We start from the raw sequence: 25,577 nt of genomic DNA on the forward strand, positions 1-25,577 counted from the left end.
GCTCTCCTATCGGCGGGCAAGGTGAACGCCTGCAATCATGCAGCGCACGGACCCACCGGCGGTTTCAATTGTAGGAACGGACAGCGGCAACGGTGTTGCACTGTCCTGGATTGTTGCGATTTGGTCTGGTGTGAGGGCGGCAAGTGCCCTGCTGGACAGGGCCAGACCCAACCCATCCCGTCCGGTCAGTTCAATGGCGTTACCTGCGAACTCGGCAATTTGGTCGTGCGTCAGGTCAATGACCGTTCGACCGGATTCTTCCAGCCGATTGCGAACGGTCATGCGGCGGGCCGGGTCCGAAATCATGTCGAGGCAAATCAGGGCGTAATGCGTTCCGATACCCATCAAAACGTTGGTGTGATAAACGTCTCGGCCCTTGGCATCGCGGGCTTCGAAGGCGATTGGTTCATAGTTGAAATGTGTGCAGAACCGTTCCAACAGGACCGGATCGGCGCGATTGGACGTCACCGTGTAAGCGATACGGGCCACATGATCCAACACCATCGCGCCGGTTCCTTCGAGGGCCAGGTTGTCTTGTTCCAGCCCGGAATAGTCGATGACATCCTGCACACGGTATTCCTGTTTGAGCAGTTCGATTACATCGGTCCGGCGTTCGCGTCTGCGCGATGGCACGTACATCGGGTAGATCGCCACATGGCCGCCGGGATGCGTCGAGAACCAGTTGTTTGGAAAAACGCTGTCAGGTGTGTTGAGGTCCCCGAAATCGTCAAACACATGAACAGTGACACCGGCGTCGCGCAATTGCTGTACCGCCCGATCATGTTCATCCCTGGCCGCTTCCGACGTGGCCTGGGCGGATGCGGTGCTCAGCGTTTGAAAGGCATTGTCATCGCGTGTTTCCGGGTTGGACGCAAAAGCGTGCGGCCGGATCATGACGGCGGCAGATGGCGCTTGCAGAGACAGCATCAAAAACTCCGGGTGGGACGGTCGAAGATACGGCGACCCATCAACGAGGCGGCCAGATCGACCATCAGTTTTGCGGTTCGGCCCCTCTCATCCAGAAACGGGTTCAGTTCGACCAGGTCCAGCGAGCAGACAAGCCCGCTTTCATGGAGCAGTTCCATTACCAGGTGGGCTTCGCGCTCGGTTGCACCGCCGGGCACGGTCGTGCCGACTGCGGGCGCCACTGCCGGGTCGAGGAAATCGACATCCAAAGATACATGTAGCAGAGCGTTTTCTGCCTTCACGCGATCAAGAAAGGCCAAAAGGGGGGCTTTGATTCCGTTTTCATCAATGCTGCGCATATCCGCCAGCATGGCACGGTCTTGCTCCAGCGCTGCCCGTTCAGCCGGGTCGACAGAGCGCAATCCGATCATGCCGACGCGATCCGTCGGTATGACGGCCGGCAAAGGGGGGAAATCCTCGAATCCGGGTCTGCCGGTGAAATACGCCACCGGCGTTCCGTGCAGGTTGCCGCTGCCGGTACTGTCCGGAGTGTGAAAGTCGCTGTGGGCGTCAAGCCATAGCACAAAAAGAGGGCGGTCGATCCGAGCAGCATGGGCGGCCATCCCGGCCACCGTACCCATGGACAGGGCGTGATCACCCCCCATGAAAATCGGAATGCCCTGACCCGCCGCGTCTTGCGCAGCTTTGCTGAGAGCGTGCGTCCACCCCACGCATTCGGGCAGGGCGAATAGGTGCGGGTGTCGGGGAATGTCGACGTTTTCGGCCTGCACGTCGCCCCAATCTTGGACGGTGTGACCAAGATCAGACAGCGCCTCATCCAACCCTGCCACGCGATACGCATCAGGTCCCATCCGGCATCCCTGACGACGTTTCCCGGCGTCCATGGGGGCGCCGACCAGTATGATATCCTTGATTTCCATGTGTTCATTTAGGCCGTCGGACTGTCTTGCGTGAAGTCGGCAAAATGCTCAAAATGGTCTTGGAAGTTCCTTTATGAGAAGATGCTATGGACGAATTGGACAATCGGCTGCTCAATGCGTTGCAACGGGATGCACGGGCAAGCCTGTCAGAGCTGTCGGAAACACTGGGCGTGACACGCACCACGGTCCGCAGCAGGTTGCAGCGGCTGAAACAGTCCGGTGAAATCGTCGGCTTCACCGTCCTGACGCGTCGCGACCTGGCGCAAAGCCCGGTGCGCGGGTTGATGATGCTCGAGATTGAGGGGCGCGGGACGGAACGCGTCATGGCCCGGATCGGTGCCATGCGTCAGGTGACGGCAGTTCATTCGACAAATGGCAGTTGGGATCTGATCGCCGAGATCAGCGCGGAAACCCTGGCCGAACTGGATGAGGTTCTGTTTCAGATCCGACGGATCGACGGCGTGACGCGTTCGGAAACGAACCTTTTGCTGTCAACACGCAAGGGGCGGCTCTAGCGCTTTGAGATAAAACCAAAATGTGCCAGAGTCCGTTGGCAGATGATGTCTGAATCGTCGACGGGCGGGTGAGCCGCGCGTGGTATCTGCGATCAGAAACTGGCGGGGACGTGCAGCATGACCAATGCGGAAAGTGACGGTGAACCTCTGGCCGTACACTGGGCCGAAAAGCTTACGGCCATGTTGGAAAAACCGTGGCTGCGGATTGCAATACCGGTTCTCGTGACCGGGATCGCGCTGACGGTTCTGCATGATTTGTCGGCGCATGTGAAATGGTCAGATGTCCAGACCGATATCGCAACGACGTCGTGGAAACTGATGTTTTTCGCATTGTGCTGGACCGCGTTCAGTTTCCTGTCGCTGTCGCTCTATGATGTGTTTGCCGTGCAAAGCGTGGCGGGCGGCAAAGTGCCATTGCCTGTTGCCGGAATGGCAGGAGCCAGCGGCTATGCCGTGTCGAACTGTCTGGGTTTTTCCTACATTACCGGAACGGCGATCCGGTATCGGATATATGCGTCGCTGGGCTTGGATCTGGGGCGGGTGGCCGGGGTTATCGCAACGTCCTGGGTCGCGTTCTGGATGGGGCTTGTTCTGGTTCTGGGTGTGTTGCTGACCGTGCATCCGGATGGGATCTCGAAAGTGATGCCTGTCAGCGAAACGGTGGAAACCGCCATCGGGCTGAGCCTTTTGGGGGCATTGGTCGCGATGTTCATATGGTTGTCCAGCGGCGGCAGGCGGTTGGCCGTCGCCGGTATCGGGTTCGACTTGCCGGGTGGCAAACTGGCCAGCCTTCTGACACTGGCCGCCATCGGAGATCTGGTTGGCGCGTCCATGGCGCTCTATGTCCTGATGCCGGACGATCTGGGCGTTGGCTATCCCTATTTCTTCACGATCTACATCGCCGCCATCGCCGTTGGAATCCTCAGCCACGCGCCGGGCGGGCTTGGGGTATTCGAAGCCACGCTGATCGCGGGGCTTGGAGCGTCGGGACGTTCGGATGTGATCGCAGCCTTGTTGCTGTATCGCGTCGTTTACACCTTCTTGCCGTTCGGTATCGCCAGCGTGTCCATTGCGATCGCGTCCGCACTGACGCAAAGGCACAGGATCGGCGGCGCCGCGACATGGGTCTATCGGGTTATCCGCCCCATTGTTCCGATGGTGGCAGCCGGGGTTGCGGCCGTGGCAGGGGTGGTCCTGCTGATATCCGGCGCATTGCCAGTGGGCACGCAGAACCTTGGCGTTCTGAGAGAGGTCTTGCCGCTGTCGTTTGTCGAGGCATCGCACCTTGCCGGCAGTGCTGTCGGCGTGCTGCTTTTGCTGGTGTCCCGCGGTTTGTTTCGAAAGCTCTACCGCGCATGGGTGGTGGCCATGCTGTTGATGGTGGCCGGGTTCTTTGCCTCGCTGGCAAAGGGGCTGGACACTCACGAAGCGCTGTCGATGCTGGGCACGATTGGCCTTCTGGCGATGTTCCGCGGGGCGTTTTACCGGGTCAGTGGCGCGTCGATCTTCAGGCTGAATATTCCTTGGTTGGTCAGTGTCGTGGCGCTGCTGGCGGTGATATTCTGGATCGGATTGTTCGCCTATTCCCATGTCGAGTACCAGAACGCCCTGTGGTGGGAATTTGCCTGGAACGGTGACGCTTCGCGCTTTTTGCGCTCCAGCCTCATCGTGGCGGTGATCGTGGGCGTCGTGGCCGTGAACTCTCTGTTCGGGCGAGATATTCCGACGCCTGTGCGCACGGAAATCCCCGAGGTCGTTGAACGGCTTGTGATGGAGTGCGAGGACACCGAATCCCAAATCTCGCTTACCGGTGACAAGCAGTTCCTCATCTCACCGGATGAGACCGCATTCATTGCATATGCAGACACGGGCAACGCTCTGATCTCGAAGGGAGAGCCGGTCGGCGATGAATCGGCGGGGCGGCAATTGATCTGGCAACTCAGGGAAATGGCGGACCGAGAAGGAAAACTGTGTGCCTTCTACAGTGTTTCAACCAAATACCTGCCGACATTTCTGGATCTGGGCCTGTCGATCCTGAAGATCGGCGAGGTCGCGCGGGTTCCGCTCAGGGATTTCTCGCTGGACGGAAAGTCGCGCAAGCGGTTCAGGCAGGCCAGGAACCGGGCCGAGCGGGAGGGCTATGTTTTCGAGATCATCCCGAAAGAAAACCTGGCCCCGGTATTGCCGGAACTGCGCGCGATTTCAGATCATTGGCTGGCACAAAAGGCGGGTGCCGAAAAGGGCTTTGCGCTGGGGGGCTTTGACGATCAGTACCTGTCATATTTCGATCATGCGGTTCTGCGTGACGGTAAAACAGGCAAGATCATGGCCTTTGCCAACCTGTTTCAGGGCGGCAACAAATCCGAGCTGTCGCTGGATCTGATGCGCTATGAGCCTGACAGCCCGAGCTTTGTCATGGATGCGCTTTTTGCCGAGATGATGAACTGGGGATCGCAGCAGGGTTTCCACTGGTTCTCATTGGGTGCGGCGCCGTTCTCAGGCATCGAAAACCGTCAGCTTGCATCGCTTTGGAACCGCATCGGCGGCTTTGTCTATGAGCATGGCGAGCAGTTCTATCATTTTGAAGGTTTGCGCGCCTTCAAACAGAAATTCGATCCGGAATGGAGCCCCAACTATCTGGCCAGCCCCGGCGGGCTGGCCGCGCCCCGCATCCTTTACGAGGTCAATATTTTGATCTCGGGCGGTCTGCGCGGGTTGACCAAGTAGCGCCTAGTTCAGGCTGGCCCGGGTCGGGGTTTTTTCAAGCAGATCGCCCCAATCGGTGCGATAGGCCATTTCCGCCAGCACGGTTTCAGGCAGGAATTCCTGGTTTTGCCGGATCTGCCATCCGCCGCCCAGACCCTTGTAAACGGCAACAAGATTGCTGGACACCTGCTGCCGCGCTTCGATCAGATTTGCCTGCGACCGCAAAAGCGCGGTCTGCGTGTTCAAAATGCGAGAATAGCTGGCGATGCCATCCCTGTACTGGCTTACGGCGATATCTGCGGCCTTGCGCGAAGCTTCGACGCTTTTCTGATAGAACCCAACCTGTTTTCGCGCTTGCGCATAGGCGACCATTGCGCTTTCCACCTCGGAATACGCGGTCAGAACGGTGTTCTGATAGTTGGCAATCAGCGCTTGATATGCCGCATCCTGCGCGCGGACATTGTTTTTGATGCGGCCATAGTTGAGCACGTTCCAGACCACGCCGGCACTGGCCAGACCGGTGGTGCTGTTGCCGCTGAACAAATCGCGCCCGCCCGATGCCTGCAAACCGATCGCGCCCGACAGCACGAACTGAGGATACAGGTCAGCCATTGCGATGCCCACCTGCGCCGATTGAGTCGCAGCGGCCAGTTCCGCCGCGCGGACATCCGGGCGACGGCGCAGCAATTCTGCCGGCACTCCAACGGCCACATTTGTTCGCGCTGACGGGATACGGCCGGAATTCCCCAGCAGGTTGGTCATCCGGGACGGCGTGGCCCCCAGCAGCACGGCCAGCGCATTCTTGGTCTGTTGCAGGTCGCTTTCCAACTCGGGCACCAAGGCCTTGGTATTGTTGAGCAGGGCAGTGGATTCCTGAACGTCCAGTTCGGTCGTGACCCCATTGTTGAACCGCAGCTGGGTCAGGTCCGCCGATTCCTGCTGCAATTTGATGTTTTCCCGGGCGACCGCCAACGATTCCTGCAACGCGCGGATATTGACATAGAGCGCGGCCACGTCGCCGGTCAGTGTCACCAATGCGTCATCATAATTTGCGACCTGCAAAGCCAGATTCGACCGCGCCGCCTGCACACCGCGCCGTTGTGCGCCCCAGACATCCAGCTCCCATTGGGCATCGAACCCAACCTGAGACGTCGAGAATTCGGTATCCAGGGGGATGATCCGGTTGATATCGGCAACAGGCCCAAGATTGTCGCTGATTTGCCGCCGCTGCAAAGACGCGCCTATGGCCTGGGATTGCGGGTACAATTCGCCGAAAGCGATCCCCAGCTGTGCCCGCGCTTGCAGCACGCGCGCGCCCGCGACCTGAAGCGTCAGGTTCTGGGCATAAGCTTCGGCAATCAGCCGGTTGAGGGTCGGGTCATTGAATGTCTCCCACCATTTGACCACGGGTGCGCTGCGCGATGTTAGGCCGCTTTGACCGACGCTGGGGCTGTTTACCTCGATCCACTGCTTGACGACCGGAGAGTTCGGGCGCACGAAATCGGGCCCCACGGGCGTGCAGGCCGCGAAAGTGGCGGCGCAAAGTGCAGTTCCCATCAACCGGCTAAGTGTCATGGCGCGCATCCTCAGATATCCAGCGGTCGAATGAAGTTGGCGAAGGAATAGAGACGGATGTTGATGCGTCTCAGGAACTCAAAGCTTTTGCCCATGCCGGTGTAGATCGCCACTGCGGCGTGGCCGCCAGCCGGGAAAGTGTGCCCTTCCGGGATATCGACGGTGATCTGCACGGCAATTCGACCGGGCAGTTTCGGCAGTTCAAAGCCGGGCAGGCGGCCTGAAGGGATCAGTTGCCCTTGGCGTGTGGCCCACCAGATCGCCTCGACCTTGCCCGTCAGGATTTCGCCCGGGTAAAGATCCAGCGCCACTTCGACCTCTTGCCCCGGTTCCACGAATTTCAGATTCTGCTGGCGAAAGGTCGCAAGAAGATAGGGGCTGTCCTCGGTCACGAAACTGGCTATCGCGCCCAGTCGAACATCGCCGACGACCAGCCCGGGGCGGGCTTGCTGCGATACGATCATGCCGTTTTCAGGCGCGTAGATCGTTGTGTTTTCAAGAAAATACTCAGCCTCGGCCAACTGCGCCCTTGCCTGGAGAATACCCGTGTTAACACCGTCTATCTGGGACTCCACAGCCAGTTGCGCCTTTTCCAGATTTGCTTCGGCCTGTTTGACGGCAGCAAGGTCTTCGGTCACCTGCTCGTTCCAGCGGTCCAGTTCGTCTTGCCGCGCTCCACCGGCGGGCACAAGAGTTTCATACCGGGCTTGCTGAGTCTGCGCATAGGCCAGCTGCGCGTTTGCGCGTTCAACAGCTTCGGTCGACGCGATCACATCCTGTTCCAGAATCTTGGAATTCTGTTCAGCGGCGACCAATTGCGCCTGCGCATTGTCCACCGCCAGTGAAAACACCGTGTCATCAAAGCGGTAGAGTGGATCGCCCTTGGTGACAGGTGTGTTCGGTTCCACAAGAACTTCGGTCAGGATCGTCGGTTGTGTCAGTTTGGGAATGATCTGTATGGTCGAACGCACCACGTGGCTGTCGGCCGAGAAGGGTTGAAAGAACCGCAATGCGACCAGAAAAATCAGCAACAGGTGCGCGCCAACCCAAAAGGATACGATGCCCCAGGCGATGTTGAATTTCAGCAGTTCCAGCTTGAAGAAAATAAGCCAGACGAAAATGATGTAAAATAACGTGATGCCAAGGGCGACGAACATGTTTTGTGACTTCCTCTGGCCTTAGCTTTGCTGCGGATCGTCTGTGTCCAGTCGACCTTGATATTCAGGTCGGACATCGCCACCCAGACGTTTGATTTCATCACGAATGGCGTCTTTTTCCTCGTCAGGGCCACGGCGAATGTCGACCGTAACGCCATCATGGAACGCCCACATAAAGGCATGGACCCAGGGCACCACGGCCAGAAATCCCATCCAGCCCATGATCTTTACGGCCTCGGCATGGGGATGGTTGCGCTTGATGGCGATCCGACCCGGAAGACCCATGAGAAAAAGAAACAACGCCATCACAGCCGCCAGAAGCAGGATCAATGCCACGAAAGTCAGATAGTCATAATAGCCAAGCGGCTGTCCCAGTAGTCCCATGCTCGCTCCTCCTTTTCGGGAAGGTTACGGTATCTTCAGTTGCCGGCGTCCAATTCGTCAATCAACTTGTAGCTTGTCGGCGGGTCAGCGCAGATACCCGGCCCGCATTCCAGCAAGGTCGAACCCGCGTTCAGCACCGCCAAAGCCAGCATGACGAAAAACGCGATCTTTGCCAGAGCATTTCCTCCGAACCTTGGTTCCTGACCAGAAGGGTCGGCGTATTGGCGATCAAATAACAGCATGATCGACGTGCCCAGCAACACAAGGAAAAAGGCGATCCCGGCCCAGGTATAGTAGTGCAGACCCAAAACCGGAGAGCCGTAGTGCCCGGTGCCGGGTACGATATGCAGAAGAATCTGGCGGATCGATACAGTGCCTCCATACAAGGCCGCAATCAGCACGATGGCATAGTGTTGCGGCCGTGGACCGTAGAGCAGGTTCAAACCAAGCCCCACACCGACGGCAACGAACCCAACACGTTGCAGCAGGCAAAGCGGGCAGGGCAGTTCATAGAGGACAAGCTGATAGAAAAACGCCAACGCCAGTACAAGGCAGACGGCAAGCATACCGATCGCGTTGAGGGTGCGGGACAGTTCAGGTGTCATGGCAAGCCCCTCAGAGTTGAATTGTAAGCGGTGTGGTGGCGTGGAATTTCAACCAGTAGATACACATGGCCAATGTGACGAAAAACAAGGCGTTGCCAGCTTTGGTCAACTTGAAATAGTTCAGCCCCATCGTGGCGATAAACAACGAAAATAAAAGCGCAATCATGGCCCGGTCCTCCCCTCCCGTGCACAAATTCTTGTATGAAGGATAGTGTCAGGCCAAGTTCGATCTGGCAAGCCGCGCAACTCGCCCGGACGTTGTTATTTGCCCGCCTCTAGTCGCAGATGACGACATCAGTCTGCCACTCGCGACAATGCTCTGGCAGCTTGCCGGGCAGGGGCAGGTCGCTATACACCGTGTCAAGTTCGGCAATTGATCCTATCCGCGCCGGGGCCGAGCGTTGAAACTTTGAATGATCGGCAACCAGAAAAGTTCGGCGCGCCTTCTCGATGATGGCCTGGCTGACCTGAACCTCCTGAAAGTCGAAGTCCAAAAGATCGCCATCCGCGTCCAGCGCCGAACATCCTATGACGGCGATGTCGAATTTGAACTGCCGGATGGCTGATACGGTCAGGTTGCCGATCAGCCCCCCGTCTGTCCGACGCAAAACGCCGCCGGCCATGATGATTTCGCAGTCCGGGTTTTCGACAAGAATGTTTGCAACGTTCATGTTGTTGGTCACCACCAGCAGGTTCTTGTGGTTCAGCAACTGCCTTGCCACGGCCTCGGTCGAGGTTCCGATGTTCATGAAAATTGATGCGCCATCCGGGATATCAGCCGCGCAGGTTTGAGCGATGCGGGTCTTGGCGTCCGCGTTCAGCGCGCGGCGGTCCTCGTATCCGATATTTGAAACACCCGAGCGGAGAACAGCGCCCCCGTGAACCCGGTCCAGCTTGCCCGCATCTGCAAGCTCGGTCAGGTCGCGCCGGATCGTCTGAACGGTGACGCCAAAGCGTTCAGCCAGCCCCTCGACGGTAACGCGCCCATCGGTGCTGGCGATTTCCAGAATGTCGGATTGGCGAAAGGACAAGGACATGGGCAGTTCCGGTGTAGAGGATTGATTTTCGTTTTTGTTCTTTTTGTCGATTTTGGCAAGCCAACTTGCTGGAAATTCATACCAGTGTTGCAAAAAGAAAAAAAACGAACATAAACATTGACGAAGCGAAGGTCATTCTGGCTAATGCCCGCAACCGTGTCAGGCAGGGAATCAATGGATATGCAGTCAACGGACAACCAGATCACAGACCTTTTCATCATCGGCGGCGGGATCAATGGCTGTGGAATAGCGCGGGACGCCGCCGGGCGGGGTCTTTCGGTGACGCTGGTCGAGATGAACGATCTCGCTTCTGCCACGTCCTCTGCCTCGACCAAGTTGTTTCACGGCGGATTGCGGTATCTTGAGTATTTTGAATTTCGCCTGGTGCGTGAGGCCCTGATCGAGCGTGAAACCCTGCTGCGCGCGATGCCGCATATCAGCTGGCCCATGCGTTTTGTGCTGCCCTACCACAAGGATATGCGGTTTGATTCCGAAACGCCGACCTCGCGGTTGCTCAGCACGGTCATGCCGTGGATGCGCGGGCGGCGTCCGGCCTGGCTGATCCGGTTGGGCCTGTTCATGTATGACAATCTGGGCGGGCGCAAAATCCTGCCGGGCACGACGTCATTGAACCTGCGGTCAGCGCCCGAGGGGGCCCCGTTGCAGGACAAGTTCGAAACGGCTTATGAATATTCCGACTGCTGGATCGAAGACTCGCGATTGGTGGTCCTGAATGCGCGTGACGCCGAGTCGCGCGGCGCGCAGATCATGGTCCGAACCGAAGTGACCTCGGCCGAGCGGGTCGGCGATCTTTGGGAAGTGTCCGTTCGGGATCGGATCAGCGGTGAGACCCGTTTGGTCCGGGCCAAGATGCTGATCAATGCAGGTGGGCCCTGGGTGGGCGACATTATTCAATCCAAGATCCGCGTGAACTCTCGCGAGGGCGTGCGGCTTGTGCGGGGCAGTCATATCGTGACGCCCAGGCTTTACGATCACGACAAATGCTATTTTTTCCAGGGCGAAGATGGCCGCATCATTTTCGCCATACCATACGAGCAGGACTTTACCTTGATTGGGACAACGGATCAGGATCATCCGGACCCGTCGACCAAACCGGTCTGCACAGAGGCCGAGCAGGATTACCTGTGCGCCTTTGCATCAAAGTACTTCAAAAAAAGCATAACGCGCGACGATGTCGTGTGGACCTATTCCGGCGTGCGGCCTCTTTATGATGACGGAGCAAGCAGTGCCACTGCGGCAACGCGGGATTACACGTTGAAAGTCGATGCGCAGGGCGGGGCGCCCGTTTTGAATGTATTCGGCGGCAAGATCACGACCTATCGCAGGCTTGCAGAAAGCGCGCTTGAGAAGGTCGGTGAGTATTTTCCGCACCTGCCCGGCCCCTGGACCGCAGGTGTCGCACTGCCGGGGGGTGATTTTCCGGTGGATGCTGTCGAAACCCTGAAAAGCGATCTTATGGCGGCCTATCCTTTTTTGACCGAAAGCTGGGCTGCCCGCCTGATCAGAGCTTACGGGACTGAAGCAAGGGATGTTTTGGGTGATGCAAAACAGGTATCCGATCTGGGAGAGGAGTTTGGCGCAACCCTGACAGCGAAAGAGGTCGCGTGGCTGATGAACAAGGAATATGCCCGCTCAGCCGAAGATGTGGTTTGGCGCCGCAACAAGCTGGGCTTGCGGCTGAGTGCCGAGCAGATTGCGCGGATCGATCAATGGATGTCCGAACGGTCCGAGGATAAGGGATAGCCTGAAAACGCCTGAATCCTAGTAGCGGAATTGCAAAAAAGCCCCAACAGTTCAGATGGGGCTTTCGGTGTTCAGGCGGCTTTTTCCGTAGGGTCGGGGCCGCTCTTGTTGCCCTTCAACCATTCCCGCATGCCTTGCATCAGGGCATAGAGCACGGGTACCACGATCACACCAACCAGCGTTGCGGCCAGCATCCCGCCAAATACCGCGACACCAATCGCCTTCTGGCTGGCGGCACCGGCTCCGTTGGCGGCCAGCAGGGGGACAACGCCAAGTAGGAAGGACAGCGCAGTCATCATCACAGCGCGGAAACGCTGATATGCTGCCTCTGCTGCGGCCTCTTTGATGGACAGCCCCTTGGCGCGTTGCTCCATGGCGAACTCGACGATCAGAATACCGTTTTTCGAGGCCAGCCCGACAAGCATGATCATACCGATCTGCGTATAGAGGTTGATGTCACTGCCCACGATGGCCACCGCCGCCACGGCCCCAAACAAGGCAACGACAACGGAAAGCAGGATTGAAACAGGTAGCGTCCAACTTTCATACTGACCCACCAGGAACAAGTAACCGAACAGGATGGCAAGCCCGAGGATGATGATCACCAGACTTCCCGAGGCCAGCTGCTGCTGCGCTGTCCCTGTCCATTCGAACGCATAGCCCGGGGGCAGGGCGGTCGCGGATTCTTCGGTCATCACGTTGATTGCATCGCCGCTGGACAAGCCGGGTGCAGGGACCGCCGTCACCGTGGCCGACCGGAACAGGTTGTGGCGCTTCAGCAGAACCGGACCCAGCACGTTTTCAACGTCGATCAGTGTCCCCAGCGGCACCATGTCTCCGTTTTGAGAACGGACATAGAGGTTCGCGATATCTTCGACATTGTCCCGATAGGTCCCATCGGCCTGAATCATCACGCGATAGACACGGCCGAACAGGTTGAAGTCATTGACATAGTAAGATCCCAGCTGCGCCTGCATGGTCTGAAATATCTCGGCGACCGAGACATTCAGCGTTTTGGCTTTTTCGCGGTCCAGATCAACGAACAGCTGTGGGACGTTGGCGCGGAAGGTCGTATAGGCCTGCCCAATCTCGGGTCTCTGATTGGCCGAATACACGAACGAACCCACGGCCGAGGCCAGATCCTGCGGAGTGCCACCACCGGTTTGCTGAACTTCCATCTCGACACCGGCGGACATACCAAGGCCCTGGATGGGCGGTGGGTTGAATGCAAGGACCGAAGCTGCTGATTCACCGTTCGCGATCGCCAGCACTTTGGCCAGAATGGCGTCCGCGCTCAGATCCTCTTCTTGCCGTTCGCTCCAGTTTTCGAGATTGACGAAAATCGCAGCGCCGTTGGTGATCGTGCCGTTCAGCATCGAAAAGCCGTTGACCAGAACCGTGCTCGCGACGCCCGGGATTTCACTTATCTGTTCGTCAAGACGAGCAGTGACCGCCTCGGTCCGTTCCAACGTTGCGGCATCAGGCAACTGAACATCAACGAACAGATACCCGTTGTCTTCAAGCGGAATAAACCCGGCCGAGGTGTTGGACATGATTGTTCCGGTTCCCATGCCAAGCCCAACCACGATGGCCAGCGCAATGGCCGGAAAAACCAACAGCTTTCGTACAATGGCCACATAGCCGTTGCGCACGGTGCCGATGAAGTTTTCGAACATCGCAAGCACCCCTTTGGGAGGGCCGGACCGGGGACGAAGAACTAAGCCGCACAGGGCGGGCGAAAGGGTCAGAGCGTTGATGGAAGAGATTACGACAGCGGTCGAGATCGTTATGGCAAATTGGGAGTACAGCCGCCCCGAGATGCCGGGCATGAACGTGACCGGCACGAACACCGCCAAAAGAACCAGTGTGGTCGCGATGACCGGCCCCGTGATCTGGCCCATGGCTTTACGGGTGGCTTCAGCAGGGGGCAACCCTTCATCGGCAATGATGCGCTCCACGTTTTCGACGACGACGATGGCGTCATCCACCACGATACCGATGGCCAGCACCAAGGCGAACAGCGAGATGGTGTTCAGCGACATCCCAAACGCCAGCAGGAAGGCAAAAGTACCGATCAGGGATACCGGGATTGCCACCGCCGGAATGATCGTTGCGCGCCAACTTCCAAGGAACACGAACACAACCGAAATAACCAGAATGAAGGTCAGGATCAGGGTCGAGACCACATCGTTCAAAGACGCCTCGACAAAGTCGGTCGTGTTGAAGGGGACATCATATTCGACATCTGTCGGAAAGGCGCGGGACAGCCGCTCCAATTCCGCCTGCACGCGTTCCGAAACCGCCAAAGCGTTTGCACCGGGGGCCTGATAGATGCCGATAACCGTGGCTGGAACCGCCTGAAAATAGCCGGAAGCCGCATAATATTCCGCGCCAAGCTCTACCCGGGCGATGTCTTTGACGCGGACGATGGCACCGGCGTCACCTGTCCGGATGACAATGTCACCGAATTCCTCTGCGGAGGTCAGACGGCCTTTGGATTTAATCGTGTATTGAAACGTCTGCCCTTCGGGAACGGGTGGCGCACCGATCGAACCGGCGGATACTTCGATATTCTGTTCCCGGATCGCATTGATGACATCCCCCGGTGTGATGGACAGCGCCGCCATCTTGTCCGGGTCCATCCAGATCCGCATGGCGTATTCAAGGTTGGTCAGAACATCGGCCTTGCCGACGCCCTGCACGCGGGCCAGCGCATCGCGCAGATTGATCGAGGCATAGTTCGACAGGAACACACTGTCATAGGTCCCATTTGGTGAGGTCAGAGTGACCAGCATCAGCATGTTGGTCGAAGATTTCTGTGTCACCACGCCGGACGAAGTCACTTCGGCTGGCAGCGACGACATGGCCTGCGCCACCCGGTTTTGAACGTTGACCGATGCGATGTCAGGATCGGTGCCGACCTCAAAGGTCACATCCAGCGAATAGGACCCGTTGTCCGATGATCTGGACGTCATGTAGATCATGTCGTCCACACCGTTGACCTGCGCCTCGATCGGCGCGGCAACGGTATTTTCAACGGTCTCGGCGTTTGCGCCGGTATAGGTGGTCGAGACGTTGACCACGGGCGGCGTGATATCGGGAAACTGCGCGACCGGCAGCACAAGGTATCCGATACCGCCCATGATGGTCAGCACCAGCGAAATGACGAGCGCCAGCTTGGGCCGGCTGATGAACAGGGCTGAGAACATCTGTTACTCTCCCGGTTGTTCAGAGGCGACGACTGCGTCAACAGCGACGCCGGGGCGAACCCGTTGCAGGCCCTCGACAATGACGCTTTCGCCTTCGCGCAGCCCGTCCAGCACGATAATCGCGGTTCCGACCGTGTCACCGGTGGTGATGTAACGCTGTTCAACCATCTGCTTGTCGTTGACCACCAGGACAAACTCACCCCGCTGATCGCGCTGCAAGGCGGCTTGAGGCACCAACACCTGCAAGGTCGGTTCCAGCGCTTCGATCTGCACATTCACAAAGGCGCCATCCAGAATCAGCCGGTCCGCGTTGTCGAACTGGGCGCGAATGGTAATTGCGCCGGTCAATGGGTCGATACGGTTGTCAACGAATACAATTCTGCCGACTTCATCCATCTTGGTGCCGTTGGGCAGGATGACGTGCACATTCGGGCTTTGCGGGCTTTCCGCCAGCGATGCCGAGTTTTCACCATAAGTCTGCAAGACTGAGGTGAAGAGCTTTTCGTTCAACGAGAAATTCACATATATGGGCGTCTCGCTGACGATATTGACCAGAGGAGGATTGTTTGGGCCGACCACATCTCCGACGCTGGTCGTGATCCTGCCGATACGGCCGTCGAATGGCGCATGTATCTGCGTGTAGCTCAGGTCAAGCTCGGCCTGCTGGATTGCAGCATTGGCCGCCTTCACCTCTGCCTCGGCGACCAGTTCGTTGGCGCGGGCAATGTCGCGTTCTGACTCAGGTGTCGCGTCGCGTTTGTAAAGTTCTTCTTTACGCGCCAGATCGACCTTTGCCAGTTCAAGATTTGCTTCGGCCCGGTTCAGATCGGCCTTTCGGGCCTCAAGCGTCGCCTCGTACAGGTCGGGTTCGATGGTGAACAGCAGATCGCCTTCTTTGACGGTCGCCCCATCCTCGACCTCGCGGCTGTTGAGAAATCCGTTCACCCGCGCCACGATATCGACCTTGTTGATTGCCTCGGCGCGTCCGATGAACGTGGCTTCGTCGGTGATTTCCTCGGTATAGGCCGCCGCTATCGAAACCTTTGGCGGTGCCCCTTCTTCCTGCGCGGTCGCCGGATGCGCCAAACCCAAGGACATCAGCATGAATGCGGCGGCCAAATGCCTGCTGGTCTTGTTGGGTGAAAGGAATGCTGGGGACATGGCGAAAGCCTCGATCGATGCAGAAACAAAAGATACCGACCCAGTCGCCACGGCGACGCGAGTCGGAGGAACCTTGTCTCAGGATGACTTTTTTGTGCCGATATCTCAAGCGTGATGAGTCCCGCGCTGGTCAGGGCGGAGGTCAAAAGTTCAAGCACTTATGCTGGCTTAGGCCCTGACGCAGCCGCGTGGCCCAAACAAAAGGGGCCCGAAATGGGCCCCCCGGGTCTATTGTGCCGGACCGATCAGTCGCGGGTTCCCGCGAACCTGTCCTGCCATTCTTCGCGCTGTTCATCCGTTATCTTGGCGAACAGAACGTCTGGCACGGCAAAGTCGTGGCCGGACGGCAAGGCGTTCAATGCGGTGGCAACATCATCGGGCCAGCTGGTATCCAGAGTGTTCATCGCGCTCAGCATGCGGGCCGAGGTGTCGGGGATGAACGGTGCGCTGAGAACGGCGTAAAGCCGGATCAGGTTCAGGCCAAGACGTACCTGCGCGGCGGCCTGCTCGGGGTCTTCCTTGAATGTGGACCACGGAGCTGCGGCCTGTAGATATTCATTTCCTGCGACCCAGATTGCCCGCAGCTCCTGCGCGGATTTGCGAACCTCCATCGCCTCCATATGGCCTTCATAGGCGCGGACACGTTTGGTGAGCTCTTCGATCAAGGCCTGTTCACGGGGGCCGAACTGTCCACCTTCGGGCACGGTCTCACCAAATTTCGAGCGGCAGAATTTGGTGATGCGGCTGACAAAGTTGCCCAGAACGTCTGCAAGGTCCTTATTCACCGATTGCTGGAAATTCTCCCAGGTAAATTCGCTGTCGCTGCTTTCGGGTGCATGGCTCAGCAGCCACCAGCGCCAGTAATCGGCAGGCAGAATGTCCAGCGCCTGATCCATGAACACGCCACGGCCCTGGCTGGTCGAAAACTGGCCGCCGTCATAATTCAGGTAGTTGAACGACTTGATGTAATCCACCAGCTTCCAGCTTTCGGGTGATCCGGCCTCTTCATTATGCGCGTTGGTGCCCAGGATGGTGGCCGGGAAGGACAGGGTATGGAACGGCACGTTGTCCTTGCCCATGAACTGGACATAGCGCACGTCGTCCGCGCCCTTGTCGGTGCGCCACCAGCGTTCCCAATCCGCATCAGTCCTGCCGTTGGCGTCCGCCCATTCCTTGGCGCAGGCGATGTATTCGATGGGGGCGTCGAACCAGACGTAAAAGACCTTGCCTTCCATCCCCGGCCAATCCTGATCGCCTTTCTTGACCGGTACACCCCAGTCCAGATCGCGGGTAATGCCACGGTCCTGCAAGCCGTCGCCGTCATGCAGCCACTTCTTGGCAATCGAAGTGGTCAGGATCGGCCAGTCCGTCTTGCTGTCGATCCACGCATCCAGCTTGTCCTTCATCGCGGATTGACGCAGATACAGGTGCTTGGTCTCGCGCACTTCCAGATCGGTGGATCCGGAAATGGCCGAGCGCGGCTCGATCAGGTCCGTCGGATCCAATTGTTTGGTGCAGTTTTCGCACTGGTCGCCGCGTGCGCGATCATAGCCGCAATTAGGGCAGGTGCCTTCGATATACCGGTCAGGCAGAAAGCGGCCATCGGCGTTGGAATACACCTGTTTCTCGCTGACTTCGCGGATCAGGCCCGCGTCATCCAGCTTGCCCGCAAAATGCTGGGTCAGGCGCTTGTTCTGGTCGCTGGACGAGCGGCCGAAGTGATCGAAGCTGAGACCAAACCGGTTGGCGATATCGGCCTGAATCGCATACATGTCGGCGCAATATTCCGCCACCGGCTTGCCAGCCTTGGCGGCGGCCAGCTCGGCGGGTGTGCCGTGTTCATCCGTGGCGCACAGGAACATGACCTCGTTCCCCCGGCCACGCTGGTAGCGTGCGTACAAATCAGCCGGCAATTGCGAGCCGATCAGATTGCCGAGGTGTTTGATCCCGTTGATGTAGGGGATCGCCGAGGTGATGAGAATCCGAGCCATGATCCGTTTCCGCGTAACTGTCTGCGCGCCCGTCTACATGATGTGATCGCCCAGCAAAAGCCCGGCATTGACTTGCTTGTCGATTTAGATCCCGAAGGGATCGAAAATCGTGCTGCCGCGACGGTCTGGATCGCGTTCCGGAGACGTAAAATGCCACTGAAGTGAACAGAGGGGTCTCAACGCTGCGACTCCGAGTGGCAGCGCCTTCTCCTTGTTCCATACCGAACCGACCGAAAAGGCCGGGGCGATCACAAAAGATATTCAAAAAACGGGGGCGTTGGGTTGTTCAGTCTTCCCGTGATCGTTTCAGAAGGCGACCAATCGTGAATGAGGTGCGCGGGGCGTAAACATAATTCGTGCGCTCCTCGGGGGTGGGGCGAGACCGCATCCGCGCCAGACCAAACACGATCAGGAAGACATGCCCGAACGCCACGAAGGCAAAAAGGGCACCGGGGCCAAATTGCTGGATCAGGGTCGAGGTTATGTAGGGCGATGCAATTGCCCCCAAGGCAAACCAGAACATCAGGGCAGCCGAGAGTTCCACCCGTTCCTCGGACGTGGCAAAGTCGTTTGCGTGGGCGGAAGAGACCGAGAAGATCGGGAAGGTTGTCAGGCCGAAGAACACGGCCGCCGACATGACTCCGATCGTTCCGGTGCCGCTGGCCGCCATGGTGACGCCGCAGCTGAATACCGCGGCAGCTGACAGCCAGATCAGCACCCAGCGCCGGTCATATTTATCAGCCAGCCAGCCGACAGGGTATTGAGCAAGCGCTCCACCCAGTACGAAAGAGGCCAGGAAGAATGCGATCTGATCGACGCCCAGTCCGACCTCTTGCCCGTAAACCGGACCCACCATTCGGAACGAGGCCGAGCTGAGCGCGGCCACGATCACGCCAGCCACGGCCAAGGGTGAGCTGCGCCAAGCCAGCTTGGGTTTCAGACGGGGCGCGTCGGGTGTTTTGGGTTGGCTTGCTTTGGTCAGCGTCAGCGGCAGAAGTGACGCACAGCACAGGATCGCCAGCAGGTTGTACGAGACGTAAGAGGCCGGGGGCAGAACGGCGATAATCAACTGGGCGCACAGGGACGCGCCCATATCCGCGATCCGGTACGTTCCCATTGCACGCCCTCGGGTTTCATTGGTGACCTTTGCGTTCAGCCATGCCTCGATCACCGTGTATGCGCCTGCGACGCAGGTGCCCGAGGCCACACGAAGGGCGGCCCAGATATATGGGTTTTCGGTCAGCGTATGTCCGATGAGACCCATCGCGCCCAACGCGGTGCAAACTGCAAATGCGCGTGAATGACCGACATTGCCCATCAGACGTGGCGCCCACCAGCAGCCGATGAAAAACCCCAGAAAGTGCGAAGACCCCAAAAGACCGATCTGTTCGGTCGTGAAATCCAGCGTGATGCCGGAAATGGCATCGAGTGGCCCGACGCCTCCTGTCGAAAGCTGAAGCAGAATGACCGAAAGAAACAGGGCGGCAAATGAAATGATCGTGCGCATGGTGGTCTCAGATTGGCAGGGTCGCCGCACAATGCGCGCATCAATTCGACTTTAGCGAGTCGTTTTTTGCCGTTCGGCGATCAGGTCGCGCGTATGATCTCGGCGCGGATGTCCAGGCCGACAGTGTCATCAACCAGGTCAGGATAGCCCGAAGCTCCGAAGTCGTGCCGGTTCAAGGCGCCCTTCAGACCAAAGGTCAGACGGCTGAGATCGTTTGCCGCACTTCCCGCCTGCCGGTACAGATTGGCCTCCAATGTGATCGGGCGGGTCACGCCGCGGACCGTCAGATCACCCGTGATCCGAGCGCCATCTGATATTCGCCCTTCCGCGCCCAGTTGTATGTCTGTTGACACAAACCGGATCGTTGGGTGCTGTTTCGCGTCCAAAACGCTGGGGCTGAGCATGGGCATACGGGCAAAGGGCAGCCGTGTTCTGGCTTTGCTGACGTCCAGTGTCACCGTGACCTGGCTGTTCTGTAGCCGATCTGTGTCAATCTGAACATCGGCGGTCCGGATCGGCACCGTCCCTGACTGTGTCACCCCCGCAAGATCAAAGGTGAACCCGACCCGGGTGCCTTCATCCGACAGGATGTATGGCCGCAATGCGGCTTGTGCTGCCCGGGTCAGGGGCAGGGTTGCCAGCCCGGCAAGCAGGCTGCGACGGGTCAGAAGGGTCATGCCATGACGCCTTCCCGTGTAGGGCGGGATCTTCTGAGCAGCATCAGAACGATTGCAATGTTCAGACCGTTCCAAAGGATGCCATTCACGAACGCCAGTTGGTAGCTTCCGGTGAGGTCGTAGATCCATCCTGACATCCAGCCACCGAGTGCCATGCCAAGAATAGTCATCATCATGACGAACCCGACGCGCGCGCCAGCTTCTCGCGGCGGCATGTATTCGCGGACAATCAACGCATAGCTGGGCACGATGCCGCCCTGTGCCAGACCAAAGAGCAGACTGATGGCATAAAGCGACACCATTCCATCGTAGGGCAGGAACAGGAACAGGGCGATACATTGCAGGAGCGAACCGATCAAAAGCGTCAGGACCCCGCCCAGCCGATCTGCCAACAAACCCGAGATGATCCGGCTGACAACACCACCCAATAACATCAGTGACAGCATCTCGGCCCCGACCGCGGGTCCATATCCCAGCCCGACGCAATAGGAGACGATATGAACCTGTGGCATCGACATGGCGACACAACAACCGATCCCGGCCAGGCCCAGAATATATTGCAGCGCGCGCGGTGATACACCGACACTTCGTGCATTGATTTTGGCGGATGCTGCGGCGGTGCTGTGTGCCTCGACCGGAACCCTGCGGCGTAGCAGCAGCGACAGGGGAATGACGACGACAAGCGTCAGCACGGCGAGCGTCAGATAGACCTGTTGCCATCCATCCCGCGCCAGAATTCCGGACAGCATGGTGGGCCAGATGGCGCCGGACAGGTAATTCCCACTGGCGACCAACGCGACGGCAATGCCGCGCCGTTTCATGAACCAATGTGAGATATCTGCGATCAGCGGGCCAAACCCAATCGATGTGCCCAGCCCCAGCAGGAGATGTGCCGCGGATAGCAACATTATGCTTGGTGCCAGCGTTGCCAGCACGTAGCTCAGCGCACTTAAGACGGCTGCTCCGATCAGGGCGCTGGTGACGCCCAGCCGGTCCACTACCTGCCCCAGCCACATGTTGCCCAGGGCAAAACCGATCATTGCCAGAGTGTACGGCATCGAGGCTTCGGCACGACCGGCCCCGAATTCGGTTTCAACTGCGGGCATGACCACGATCACGGCCCACATGCCGACATTCGCCACTGTTGCAATGGCGAGCGTGATCAGAAGGCGAAGCCAGGAATAGCGGCTGTCATGGATCGGATGGCTCATGTCGTGACGCTAGGGCGCGGCCCGGGTTTTGACCAGTCACTTCTTGCGTGATCCGTGTGGCTTTATGCCGGTGTGTCTTCGGTTTCGATCCGTTCCAGATGCAACCCGGCACGAGCGGCGGTCATGGTGGCCTGCCATGTGACCGGGGGCAGGGCACGGGCGCGGCGGCGTGTCAGAGCCCAGATCCGAGCCTCATCCCGATGGGTGGCCGCCATGTGCCAGCGCGTTTCAACCCCTTGCGCGCCGCCATCTCCGGGTGTCAGCAGCAAACCAAGCGGAGCCCGCCCCATCGCACCCCCCTGTTCGGCAGCCAGATGCATCCGGCGTATCGGCGTGAGCCCCGGTGCGCCGGGCAGGTCGCCGATTATCAGCGGAATGGCCCCGCTGCGCAGCGCCTCCTCCAGGCACCACAGCAGATCTTCGGCACGGGTGGGATGAACAAATATGAACCGGGCCGGATCGGCAAAGGCCATCATCCCATCGGGGTTCAGCTGGCCGGGTTCCCAGGCGGGGGAAATCCACAAGACCGGCCCCTGCGTCTGACTGGCCAGCCACATGGCAAAGCTGCGCCGGGCGGGGCCGCATGCCTCGTGCACGCGGCCCAGTTCCAGGGTGATCTGCGGATGGAGCTTTACCCCCGGTGCCTGACGCGCAGTTTTGTGGCCAAGAAGCTGAGTGGACATGCCGGAACACTAGCATGTTCTATTTTTGTTCTCAAGCTGCCCGGGCCGTCAACGAGACAAGATCAACTTACCATTTGCAAATTGGACGCTCGAGAAACGATGCAGATATTCCATCCCCAGAAGCGACTTGTCCAGCTCGCCCTCATTGACCCAGGCCGATACGTTCTGGTCGGTAATGGGCCCTGCGGTCAGGGTGTCAAGCCGCACCGGCGCCGTGCGCACCTCGCCGTTGGCGGTCAGGGCGCGGCCGAAATAGTTCAGTTGATCGGGATCGATGCCTACACGTTCTGCGTCCCGGGCACTGAGAACGATCTGGCTGGCGCCGGTGTCGACAAGAAAGTTGATCGGCTCACCATTCACCAAAACCGGAAGGTAATAGTGACCATCATAGGCACGAGGCACCTCGATCGCGTTGCCGGTGACGGTCATCTGCGGGGCAGGGCCAACCGAAGACCGTATGTCTTCCCACAAGCCGATGACGGCTATCACGCCAATAAAGATGAACACCCAGGCCATCATCTGTTGCAGGGTCTTGTTCAGCGATTGCCGGTTCTGAGAGATGAACCAGGCCACCACCGCTGCGCCGAGCAAGCTCAGATACGCCAAACGTGCAATGCTGTCGCCATCCATACCGTTATCCCAACAAGACTATCTGAGTGATACATGGGAATTCAGGACGCAAATCCAAAGGCCTTGAGGCCATCCAAGATGAACTGAACCGACAAAGCTGCCAGCAACATGCCCAGCAGGCGGGTCAGTACGTTCAGCCCGGTCTTGCCCAGAATACGGGCCACAGCGCCGGATGTCAGATACATCACGAACACCATCGCCAGCACGACCAGCATCACACCGATGACGATGGCCAACCCCTGTATACCGGGCTGCTGACCCGCAAGCAGAATCATCGTTGCAATCGATCCGGGGCCTGCAATCAGCGGGATGCCCAGCGGAAAGACCGATGGATCCGGGTGCTCTTCTTCCTCGGCGCTGGTTTCACGCCGTTTTGTTCGGCGTTCAAACAGCATGTCGAGCGCTGTCAGGAACAGCAGGACGCCACCTGCGACCCGGAATGCCTCCATCGAGATACCGACAAACCCCAGCAGGGCTTCGCCAAAGGCGGCAAACATGGCCAGAATGACGCCCGCCGTCAGACACGCGCGGATTGCGATCGAGCGGCGCGTGTTCCAATCCATGCCCTGGGTCAGTGCCACAAAGATCGGTGTTTGCGCAGGCGGGTCGAGCACCACGAATAGCGTCGTGAACGCAGTAATCAGGAATGCGCTGTCTATCACTGTTTGCTGCTCCGTTGCAGGTCTTGTAGGACCCGCAAGGCGTCTTGCGACTGCGCTGCGGGGACATAGATGTGGTCGTGGTGATATCCCGCGACCATGTTTGCAGGTATTCCCTGCCGCGCCAAAGCACCAGATACAGCAGCGGTAAGGCCCACGCCCTCCAGAGAGGAATGAACCTGCAATGTGATGCAGTGCATGGCGACCGTGTCTTGTGGCGCGCTGTCAATCGGGACGATCAGGGACAACCCCTCCGCCTCGACGCAGCTTGCACGTGTTCCGTCAGGCCAGGGTTTGTTGTCAGGCCAGACGACAAAGGCAAATTCACCGGGCTGCAAGTCGGGCTGCATACCTGCGATCATGGCGTCGGTGTCCGTGATGGGCGTGCTCATGCGGTTTCTGCCTGTTCAAGCCGTTCGGCGGCCGCGACCCACAATGCCTCGGCTTTTTGCATGGCCTCGGTGACTTCGGTGAACTTGCGGTTCCAGGTTTCCAGGTCGTTGATCCTTTCGTCCTCGTACAGCGCCGGATCGGCCAGTTTGGTCGAAAGCCTGTCGTGCATTTCCGTCAGCTTTTCGATTCGGTCCTCGCATTTGCGCAGATCCGCACGCAAGGCCAGTATCGTCTCGCGTGGGGGGCGTTTCGATTTGACCGCGCGGGGCTTTTCCCTGACGGGTCTGTCGCGCGCCAGCAGCAGGGACCGATAGGCTTCAAGGTCGCCGTCGAAAGGTTTGACGGTACCGTCCGAAACCAGCCAGAGACGATCCGCGACAAGGCTCAGCAGGTGCATGTCGTGACTGACCAGAACCACCGCGCCGGAATAGGCCGTCAGCGCCTCGACCAGCGCCTCGCGGCTTTCGATGTCAAGGTGGTTGGTCGGCTCGTCAAGGATCAGCATATGGGGCGCGTCGATCGTGGCGAGCAGCAGTGAAAGCCGCGCTTTCTGTCCGCCCGACAGGCGCCCGACCTCGGTTTCCGCCTGATCCGCATTCAACCCGAACCCGGCCAGACGCGAGCGCCACTTGCCCGGCGCTTCGTCGGGGCGCAGACGGCGCAGGTGGTCCAGCGGCGTTTCGTCCACGTAAAGCTCATCCACCTGATGCTGTGCGAAATACCCGATGCGCAGCTTGTTGCTGCGGGTCATCTTGCCCGCCATGAGGAGCAGCCGGTCCGACAGCAGCTTGGACAAGGTCGACTTGCCCTGTCCGTTCTTGCCCAACAGCGCGATACGGTCATCCTGATCGATACGCAGGTTCAGGCGGCGCAGCACTTCGGTTTCGCCATAGCCGGTGACGCCGCCTTCGATCTGGATGATCGGCGGCGACAGTTCCTCGGGTTCCGGAAAGCTGAAGGCGCGCAGGGCGGCCTCTTGCGGGGTCGAGACCAGTTGGATGCGTTCGATCATCTTCAGGCGCGACTGGGCCTGAACGGCCTTCGACGCCTTGTAGCGGAACCGATCCACAAAGCTTTGCAGATGTGCGATGCGGGCCTTGGCCTTGGCGTTTTCCGATTCCGCCTGTGCCAGCCGTTCCGCACGGCGTTCCGCGAACTTGTCGTAGGGCACCGCGTAATAGGTCAGCTTGCGGTCTTCCAGATGCAGGATCGACCCCACGGCGCGGTTCAGAAGGCCGCGGTCGTGGCTGATGATAATGACCGTGTGCGGATATTTGGCTAGGTAGCTTTCCAGCCAAAGCGCGCCTTCGAGGTCCAGATAGTTGGTCGGTTCGTCCAGCAGCAGCAGATCGGGCTGAGAAAACAGCACCGCCGCCAGCGCAACGCGCATCCGCCACCCGCCCGAGAAATCCGAACAGGGGCGCTGCTGGTCTTCGTCGTCAAAGCCCAACCCCTTGAGGATCGAAGCTGCGCGGGCCTCGGCGGACCAGGCGTCGATATCGGCCAGACGTGTCTGAATCTCAGCGATGCGTATCGGGTCTTCGGCGCTTTCGGCCTCGGCCATCAACGCACTGCGTTCGGTATCGGCGGCCAGAACTGTATTGATCAGCGAGACGTCGGAGGAGGGCACCTCTTGCGCCACGCCACCGATCCGAGCGCGTTTCGGGACCGAGATATTTCCCGATTCCAAAGCCAACTCGCCCCGGATCAGGCGGAACAGCGTGGTCTTTCCGGTTCCGTTCCGACCGACAAGGCCAACCTTGTGACCATCGGGAATTGTCGCGGTTGCGCCGTCAAACAACGGGCGACCTTCAACGGCATAGGTGATGTCTTCGATCCGTAACATGGGGCGCTCTTAGCAGAGCT

The 25,577-nt window shown here is 58.9% G+C and carries 23 protein-coding genes; 4 read left to right on the top strand and 19 right to left on the bottom strand.

Going from position 1 to position 25,577, the window contains the following annotated elements; translation table 11 throughout:
* Nucleotides 1-6 precede the first annotated feature (6 nt).
* Nucleotides 7-927, bottom strand: coding sequence for a citrulline utilization hydrolase CtlX (gene ctlX / locus ACR3E6_RS12130; RefSeq protein ID WP_171633016.1), 921 nt, complete (start codon nt 925-927; stop codon nt 7-9).
* Nucleotides 927-1,847: an arginase gene (gene rocF / locus ACR3E6_RS12135; RefSeq protein WP_171633014.1), complete on the bottom strand. Its 921-nt coding sequence runs from the start codon at nt 1,845-1,847 to the stop codon at nt 927-929. Before rocF ends, ctlX begins: the two co-directional genes overlap by 1 nt.
* A gap of 86 nt (nt 1,848-1,933) precedes the next feature.
* Between rocF and ACR3E6_RS12140 the strand changes: the two genes are divergently transcribed.
* Both ACR3E6_RS12140 and mprF read left to right on the top strand, forming a co-directional pair.
* Complete coding sequence (locus tag ACR3E6_RS12140) at nt 1,934-2,362, top strand: Lrp/AsnC family transcriptional regulator (RefSeq protein WP_171633011.1); 429 nt, start codon at nt 1,934-1,936, stop codon at nt 2,360-2,362.
* Between the two features lie 117 nt (nt 2,363-2,479).
* Complete coding sequence (gene mprF / locus ACR3E6_RS12145) at nt 2,480-5,089, top strand: bifunctional lysylphosphatidylglycerol flippase/synthetase MprF (protein WP_480487319.1); 2,610 nt, start codon at nt 2,480-2,482, stop codon at nt 5,087-5,089.
* Between the two features lie 3 nt (nt 5,090-5,092).
* Here mprF and ACR3E6_RS12150 read toward each other — a convergent pair whose 3' ends face one another.
* From ACR3E6_RS12150 to ACR3E6_RS12175, 6 genes are all read right to left on the bottom strand, one after another.
* Complete coding sequence (locus ACR3E6_RS12150) at nt 5,093-6,643, bottom strand: efflux transporter outer membrane subunit (RefSeq protein WP_245217982.1); 1,551 nt, start codon at nt 6,641-6,643, stop codon at nt 5,093-5,095.
* An 11-nt stretch (nt 6,644-6,654) separates the two neighbouring features.
* Nucleotides 6,655-7,800: an HlyD family secretion protein gene (locus ACR3E6_RS12155; protein WP_171633005.1), complete on the bottom strand. Its 1,146-nt coding sequence runs from the start codon at nt 7,798-7,800 to the stop codon at nt 6,655-6,657.
* A 21-nt stretch (nt 7,801-7,821) separates the two neighbouring features.
* On the bottom strand, nt 7,822-8,184 hold the full coding sequence (locus ACR3E6_RS12160; RefSeq protein ID WP_152457735.1) for a DUF3302 domain-containing protein: 363 nt from the start codon (nt 8,182-8,184) through the stop codon (nt 7,822-7,824).
* Nucleotides 8,185-8,219: 35 nt separating this feature from the next.
* On the bottom strand, nt 8,220-8,789 hold the full coding sequence (locus ACR3E6_RS12165; RefSeq protein ID WP_152457736.1) for a disulfide bond formation protein B: 570 nt from the start codon (nt 8,787-8,789) through the stop codon (nt 8,220-8,222).
* A 10-nt stretch (nt 8,790-8,799) separates the two neighbouring features.
* Nucleotides 8,800-8,955, bottom strand: coding sequence for a DUF5993 family protein (locus ACR3E6_RS12170; protein WP_171116330.1), 156 nt, complete (start codon nt 8,953-8,955; stop codon nt 8,800-8,802).
* A 109-nt stretch (nt 8,956-9,064) separates the two neighbouring features.
* A complete protein-coding gene (locus ACR3E6_RS12175; protein ID WP_171633000.1) occupies nt 9,065-9,826 on the bottom strand; it encodes a DeoR/GlpR family DNA-binding transcription regulator in 762 nt (253 codons plus the stop codon).
* Between the two features lie 180 nt (nt 9,827-10,006).
* On the opposite strand from ACR3E6_RS12175, the gene glpD reads away from it, so the two are divergent.
* Nucleotides 10,007-11,590 carry a glycerol-3-phosphate dehydrogenase gene (gene glpD / locus ACR3E6_RS12180; RefSeq protein ID WP_480487321.1) on the top strand — a complete coding sequence of 528 codons (1,584 nt, stop codon included), beginning with the start codon at nt 10,007-10,009 and terminating at the stop codon, nt 11,588-11,590.
* Nucleotides 11,591-11,661: 71 nt separating this feature from the next.
* Here the strand turns inward: glpD and ACR3E6_RS12185 are convergent, their stop codons facing one another.
* Both ACR3E6_RS12185 and ACR3E6_RS12190 read right to left on the bottom strand, forming a co-directional pair.
* Nucleotides 11,662-14,799 carry an efflux RND transporter permease subunit gene (locus ACR3E6_RS12185; protein ID WP_480487323.1) on the bottom strand — a complete coding sequence of 1,046 codons (3,138 nt, stop codon included), beginning with the start codon at nt 14,797-14,799 and terminating at the stop codon, nt 11,662-11,664.
* A gap of 3 nt (nt 14,800-14,802) precedes the next feature.
* A complete protein-coding gene (locus tag ACR3E6_RS12190) occupies nt 14,803-15,903 on the bottom strand; it encodes an efflux RND transporter periplasmic adaptor subunit (protein ID WP_171639648.1) in 1,101 nt (366 codons plus the stop codon).
* On the opposite strand from ACR3E6_RS12190, the gene ACR3E6_RS12195 reads away from it, so the two are divergent.
* Nucleotides 15,902-16,075 (top strand): hypothetical protein, encoded by a 174-nt coding sequence (locus ACR3E6_RS12195; protein ID WP_480487325.1) that lies wholly within the window; start codon nt 15,902-15,904, stop codon nt 16,073-16,075. The genes ACR3E6_RS12190 and ACR3E6_RS12195 overlap by 2 nt on opposite strands.
* Nucleotides 16,076-16,205: 130 nt before the next feature.
* Here the strand turns inward: ACR3E6_RS12195 and metG are convergent, their stop codons facing one another.
* From metG to ACR3E6_RS12240, 9 genes are all read right to left on the bottom strand, one after another.
* The gene (metG, locus tag ACR3E6_RS12200; protein WP_480487327.1) at nt 16,206-17,951 is read right to left on the bottom strand and encodes a methionine--tRNA ligase; all 1,746 of its coding nucleotides are present in this window, start codon (nt 17,949-17,951) and stop codon (nt 16,206-16,208) included.
* A gap of 286 nt (nt 17,952-18,237) precedes the next feature.
* Nucleotides 18,238-19,458, bottom strand: a complete 1,221-nt coding sequence (locus ACR3E6_RS12205; RefSeq protein WP_171632989.1) for an MFS transporter — start codon at nt 19,456-19,458, stop codon at nt 18,238-18,240.
* An 80-nt stretch (nt 19,459-19,538) separates the two neighbouring features.
* Nucleotides 19,539-20,135, bottom strand: coding sequence for a YceI family protein (locus tag ACR3E6_RS12210; RefSeq protein WP_480487329.1), 597 nt, complete (start codon nt 20,133-20,135; stop codon nt 19,539-19,541).
* On the bottom strand, nt 20,132-21,346 hold the full coding sequence (locus tag ACR3E6_RS12215) for an MFS transporter (protein ID WP_171723420.1): 1,215 nt from the start codon (nt 21,344-21,346) through the stop codon (nt 20,132-20,134). The genes ACR3E6_RS12210 and ACR3E6_RS12215 overlap by 4 nt, the downstream gene beginning before the upstream one ends.
* A gap of 62 nt (nt 21,347-21,408) precedes the next feature.
* Nucleotides 21,409-22,029, bottom strand: coding sequence for an ImuA family protein (locus tag ACR3E6_RS12220; RefSeq protein ID WP_152457744.1), 621 nt, complete (start codon nt 22,027-22,029; stop codon nt 21,409-21,411).
* Nucleotides 22,030-22,077: 48 nt separating this feature from the next.
* Nucleotides 22,078-22,659 carry a retropepsin-like aspartic protease family protein gene (locus ACR3E6_RS12225; RefSeq protein WP_171632981.1) on the bottom strand — a complete coding sequence of 194 codons (582 nt, stop codon included), beginning with the start codon at nt 22,657-22,659 and terminating at the stop codon, nt 22,078-22,080.
* Nucleotides 22,660-22,700: 41 nt separating this feature from the next.
* Nucleotides 22,701-23,321, bottom strand: a complete 621-nt coding sequence (locus ACR3E6_RS12230; protein WP_171632979.1) for a MarC family protein — start codon at nt 23,319-23,321, stop codon at nt 22,701-22,703.
* On the bottom strand, nt 23,318-23,710 hold the full coding sequence (locus ACR3E6_RS12235) for an ACT domain-containing protein (RefSeq protein ID WP_171723418.1): 393 nt from the start codon (nt 23,708-23,710) through the stop codon (nt 23,318-23,320). Before ACR3E6_RS12235 ends, ACR3E6_RS12230 begins: the two co-directional genes overlap by 4 nt.
* Entirely contained in the window at nt 23,707-25,557 is a 1,851-nt protein-coding gene (locus ACR3E6_RS12240; protein WP_480487332.1) for an ABC-F family ATP-binding cassette domain-containing protein, read from the bottom strand. Before ACR3E6_RS12240 ends, ACR3E6_RS12235 begins: the two co-directional genes overlap by 4 nt.
* Nucleotides 25,558-25,577: the final 20 nt, after the last annotated feature.

The sequence above is a fragment of the Ruegeria sp. AL3 genome (assembly GCF_056536065.1).

Coding starts and splice junctions, on each gene's coding strand:
- ctlX (WP_171633016.1), bottom strand. CDS start 927: ATGCTGTCTCTGCAAGCGCCATCTGCCGCCGTCATGATCCGGCCGCAC.
- rocF (WP_171633014.1), bottom strand. CDS start 1,847: ATGGAAATCAAGGATATCATACTGGTCGGCGCCCCCATGGACGCCGGG.
- ACR3E6_RS12140 (WP_171633011.1), top strand. CDS start 1,934: ATGGACGAATTGGACAATCGGCTGCTCAATGCGTTGCAACGGGATGCA.
- mprF (WP_480487319.1), top strand. CDS start 2,480: ATGACCAATGCGGAAAGTGACGGTGAACCTCTGGCCGTACACTGGGCC.
- ACR3E6_RS12150 (WP_245217982.1), bottom strand. CDS start 6,643: ATGACACTTAGCCGGTTGATGGGAACTGCACTTTGCGCCGCCACTTTC.
- ACR3E6_RS12155 (WP_171633005.1), bottom strand. CDS start 7,800: ATGTTCGTCGCCCTTGGCATCACGTTATTTTACATCATTTTCGTCTGG.
- ACR3E6_RS12160 (WP_152457735.1), bottom strand. CDS start 8,184: ATGGGACTACTGGGACAGCCGCTTGGCTATTATGACTATCTGACTTTC.
- ACR3E6_RS12165 (WP_152457736.1), bottom strand. CDS start 8,789: ATGACACCTGAACTGTCCCGCACCCTCAACGCGATCGGTATGCTTGCC.
- ACR3E6_RS12170 (WP_171116330.1), bottom strand. CDS start 8,955: ATGATTGCGCTTTTATTTTCGTTGTTTATCGCCACGATGGGGCTGAAC.
- ACR3E6_RS12175 (WP_171633000.1), bottom strand. CDS start 9,826: ATGTCCTTGTCCTTTCGCCAATCCGACATTCTGGAAATCGCCAGCACC.
- glpD (WP_480487321.1), top strand. CDS start 10,007: ATGCAGTCAACGGACAACCAGATCACAGACCTTTTCATCATCGGCGGC.
- ACR3E6_RS12185 (WP_480487323.1), bottom strand. CDS start 14,799: ATGTTCTCAGCCCTGTTCATCAGCCGGCCCAAGCTGGCGCTCGTCATT.
- ACR3E6_RS12195 (WP_480487325.1), top strand. CDS start 15,902: ATGAATGCGGCGGCCAAATGCCTGCTGGTCTTGTTGGGTGAAAGGAAT.
- ACR3E6_RS12190 (WP_171639648.1), bottom strand. CDS start 15,903: ATGCTGATGTCCTTGGGTTTGGCGCATCCGGCGACCGCGCAGGAAGAA.
- metG (WP_480487327.1), bottom strand. CDS start 17,951: ATGGCTCGGATTCTCATCACCTCGGCGATCCCCTACATCAACGGGATC.
- ACR3E6_RS12205 (WP_171632989.1), bottom strand. CDS start 19,458: ATGCGCACGATCATTTCATTTGCCGCCCTGTTTCTTTCGGTCATTCTG.
- ACR3E6_RS12210 (WP_480487329.1), bottom strand. CDS start 20,135: ATGACCCTTCTGACCCGTCGCAGCCTGCTTGCCGGGCTGGCAACCCTG.
- ACR3E6_RS12215 (WP_171723420.1), bottom strand. CDS start 21,346: ATGAGCCATCCGATCCATGACAGCCGCTATTCCTGGCTTCGCCTTCTG.
- ACR3E6_RS12220 (WP_152457744.1), bottom strand. CDS start 22,029: ATGTCCACTCAGCTTCTTGGCCACAAAACTGCGCGTCAGGCACCGGGG.
- ACR3E6_RS12225 (WP_171632981.1), bottom strand. CDS start 22,659: ATGGATGGCGACAGCATTGCACGTTTGGCGTATCTGAGCTTGCTCGGC.
- ACR3E6_RS12235 (WP_171723418.1), bottom strand. CDS start 23,710: ATGAGCACGCCCATCACGGACACCGACGCCATGATCGCAGGTATGCAG.
- ACR3E6_RS12240 (WP_480487332.1), bottom strand. CDS start 25,557: ATGTTACGGATCGAAGACATCACCTATGCCGTTGAAGGTCGCCCGTTG.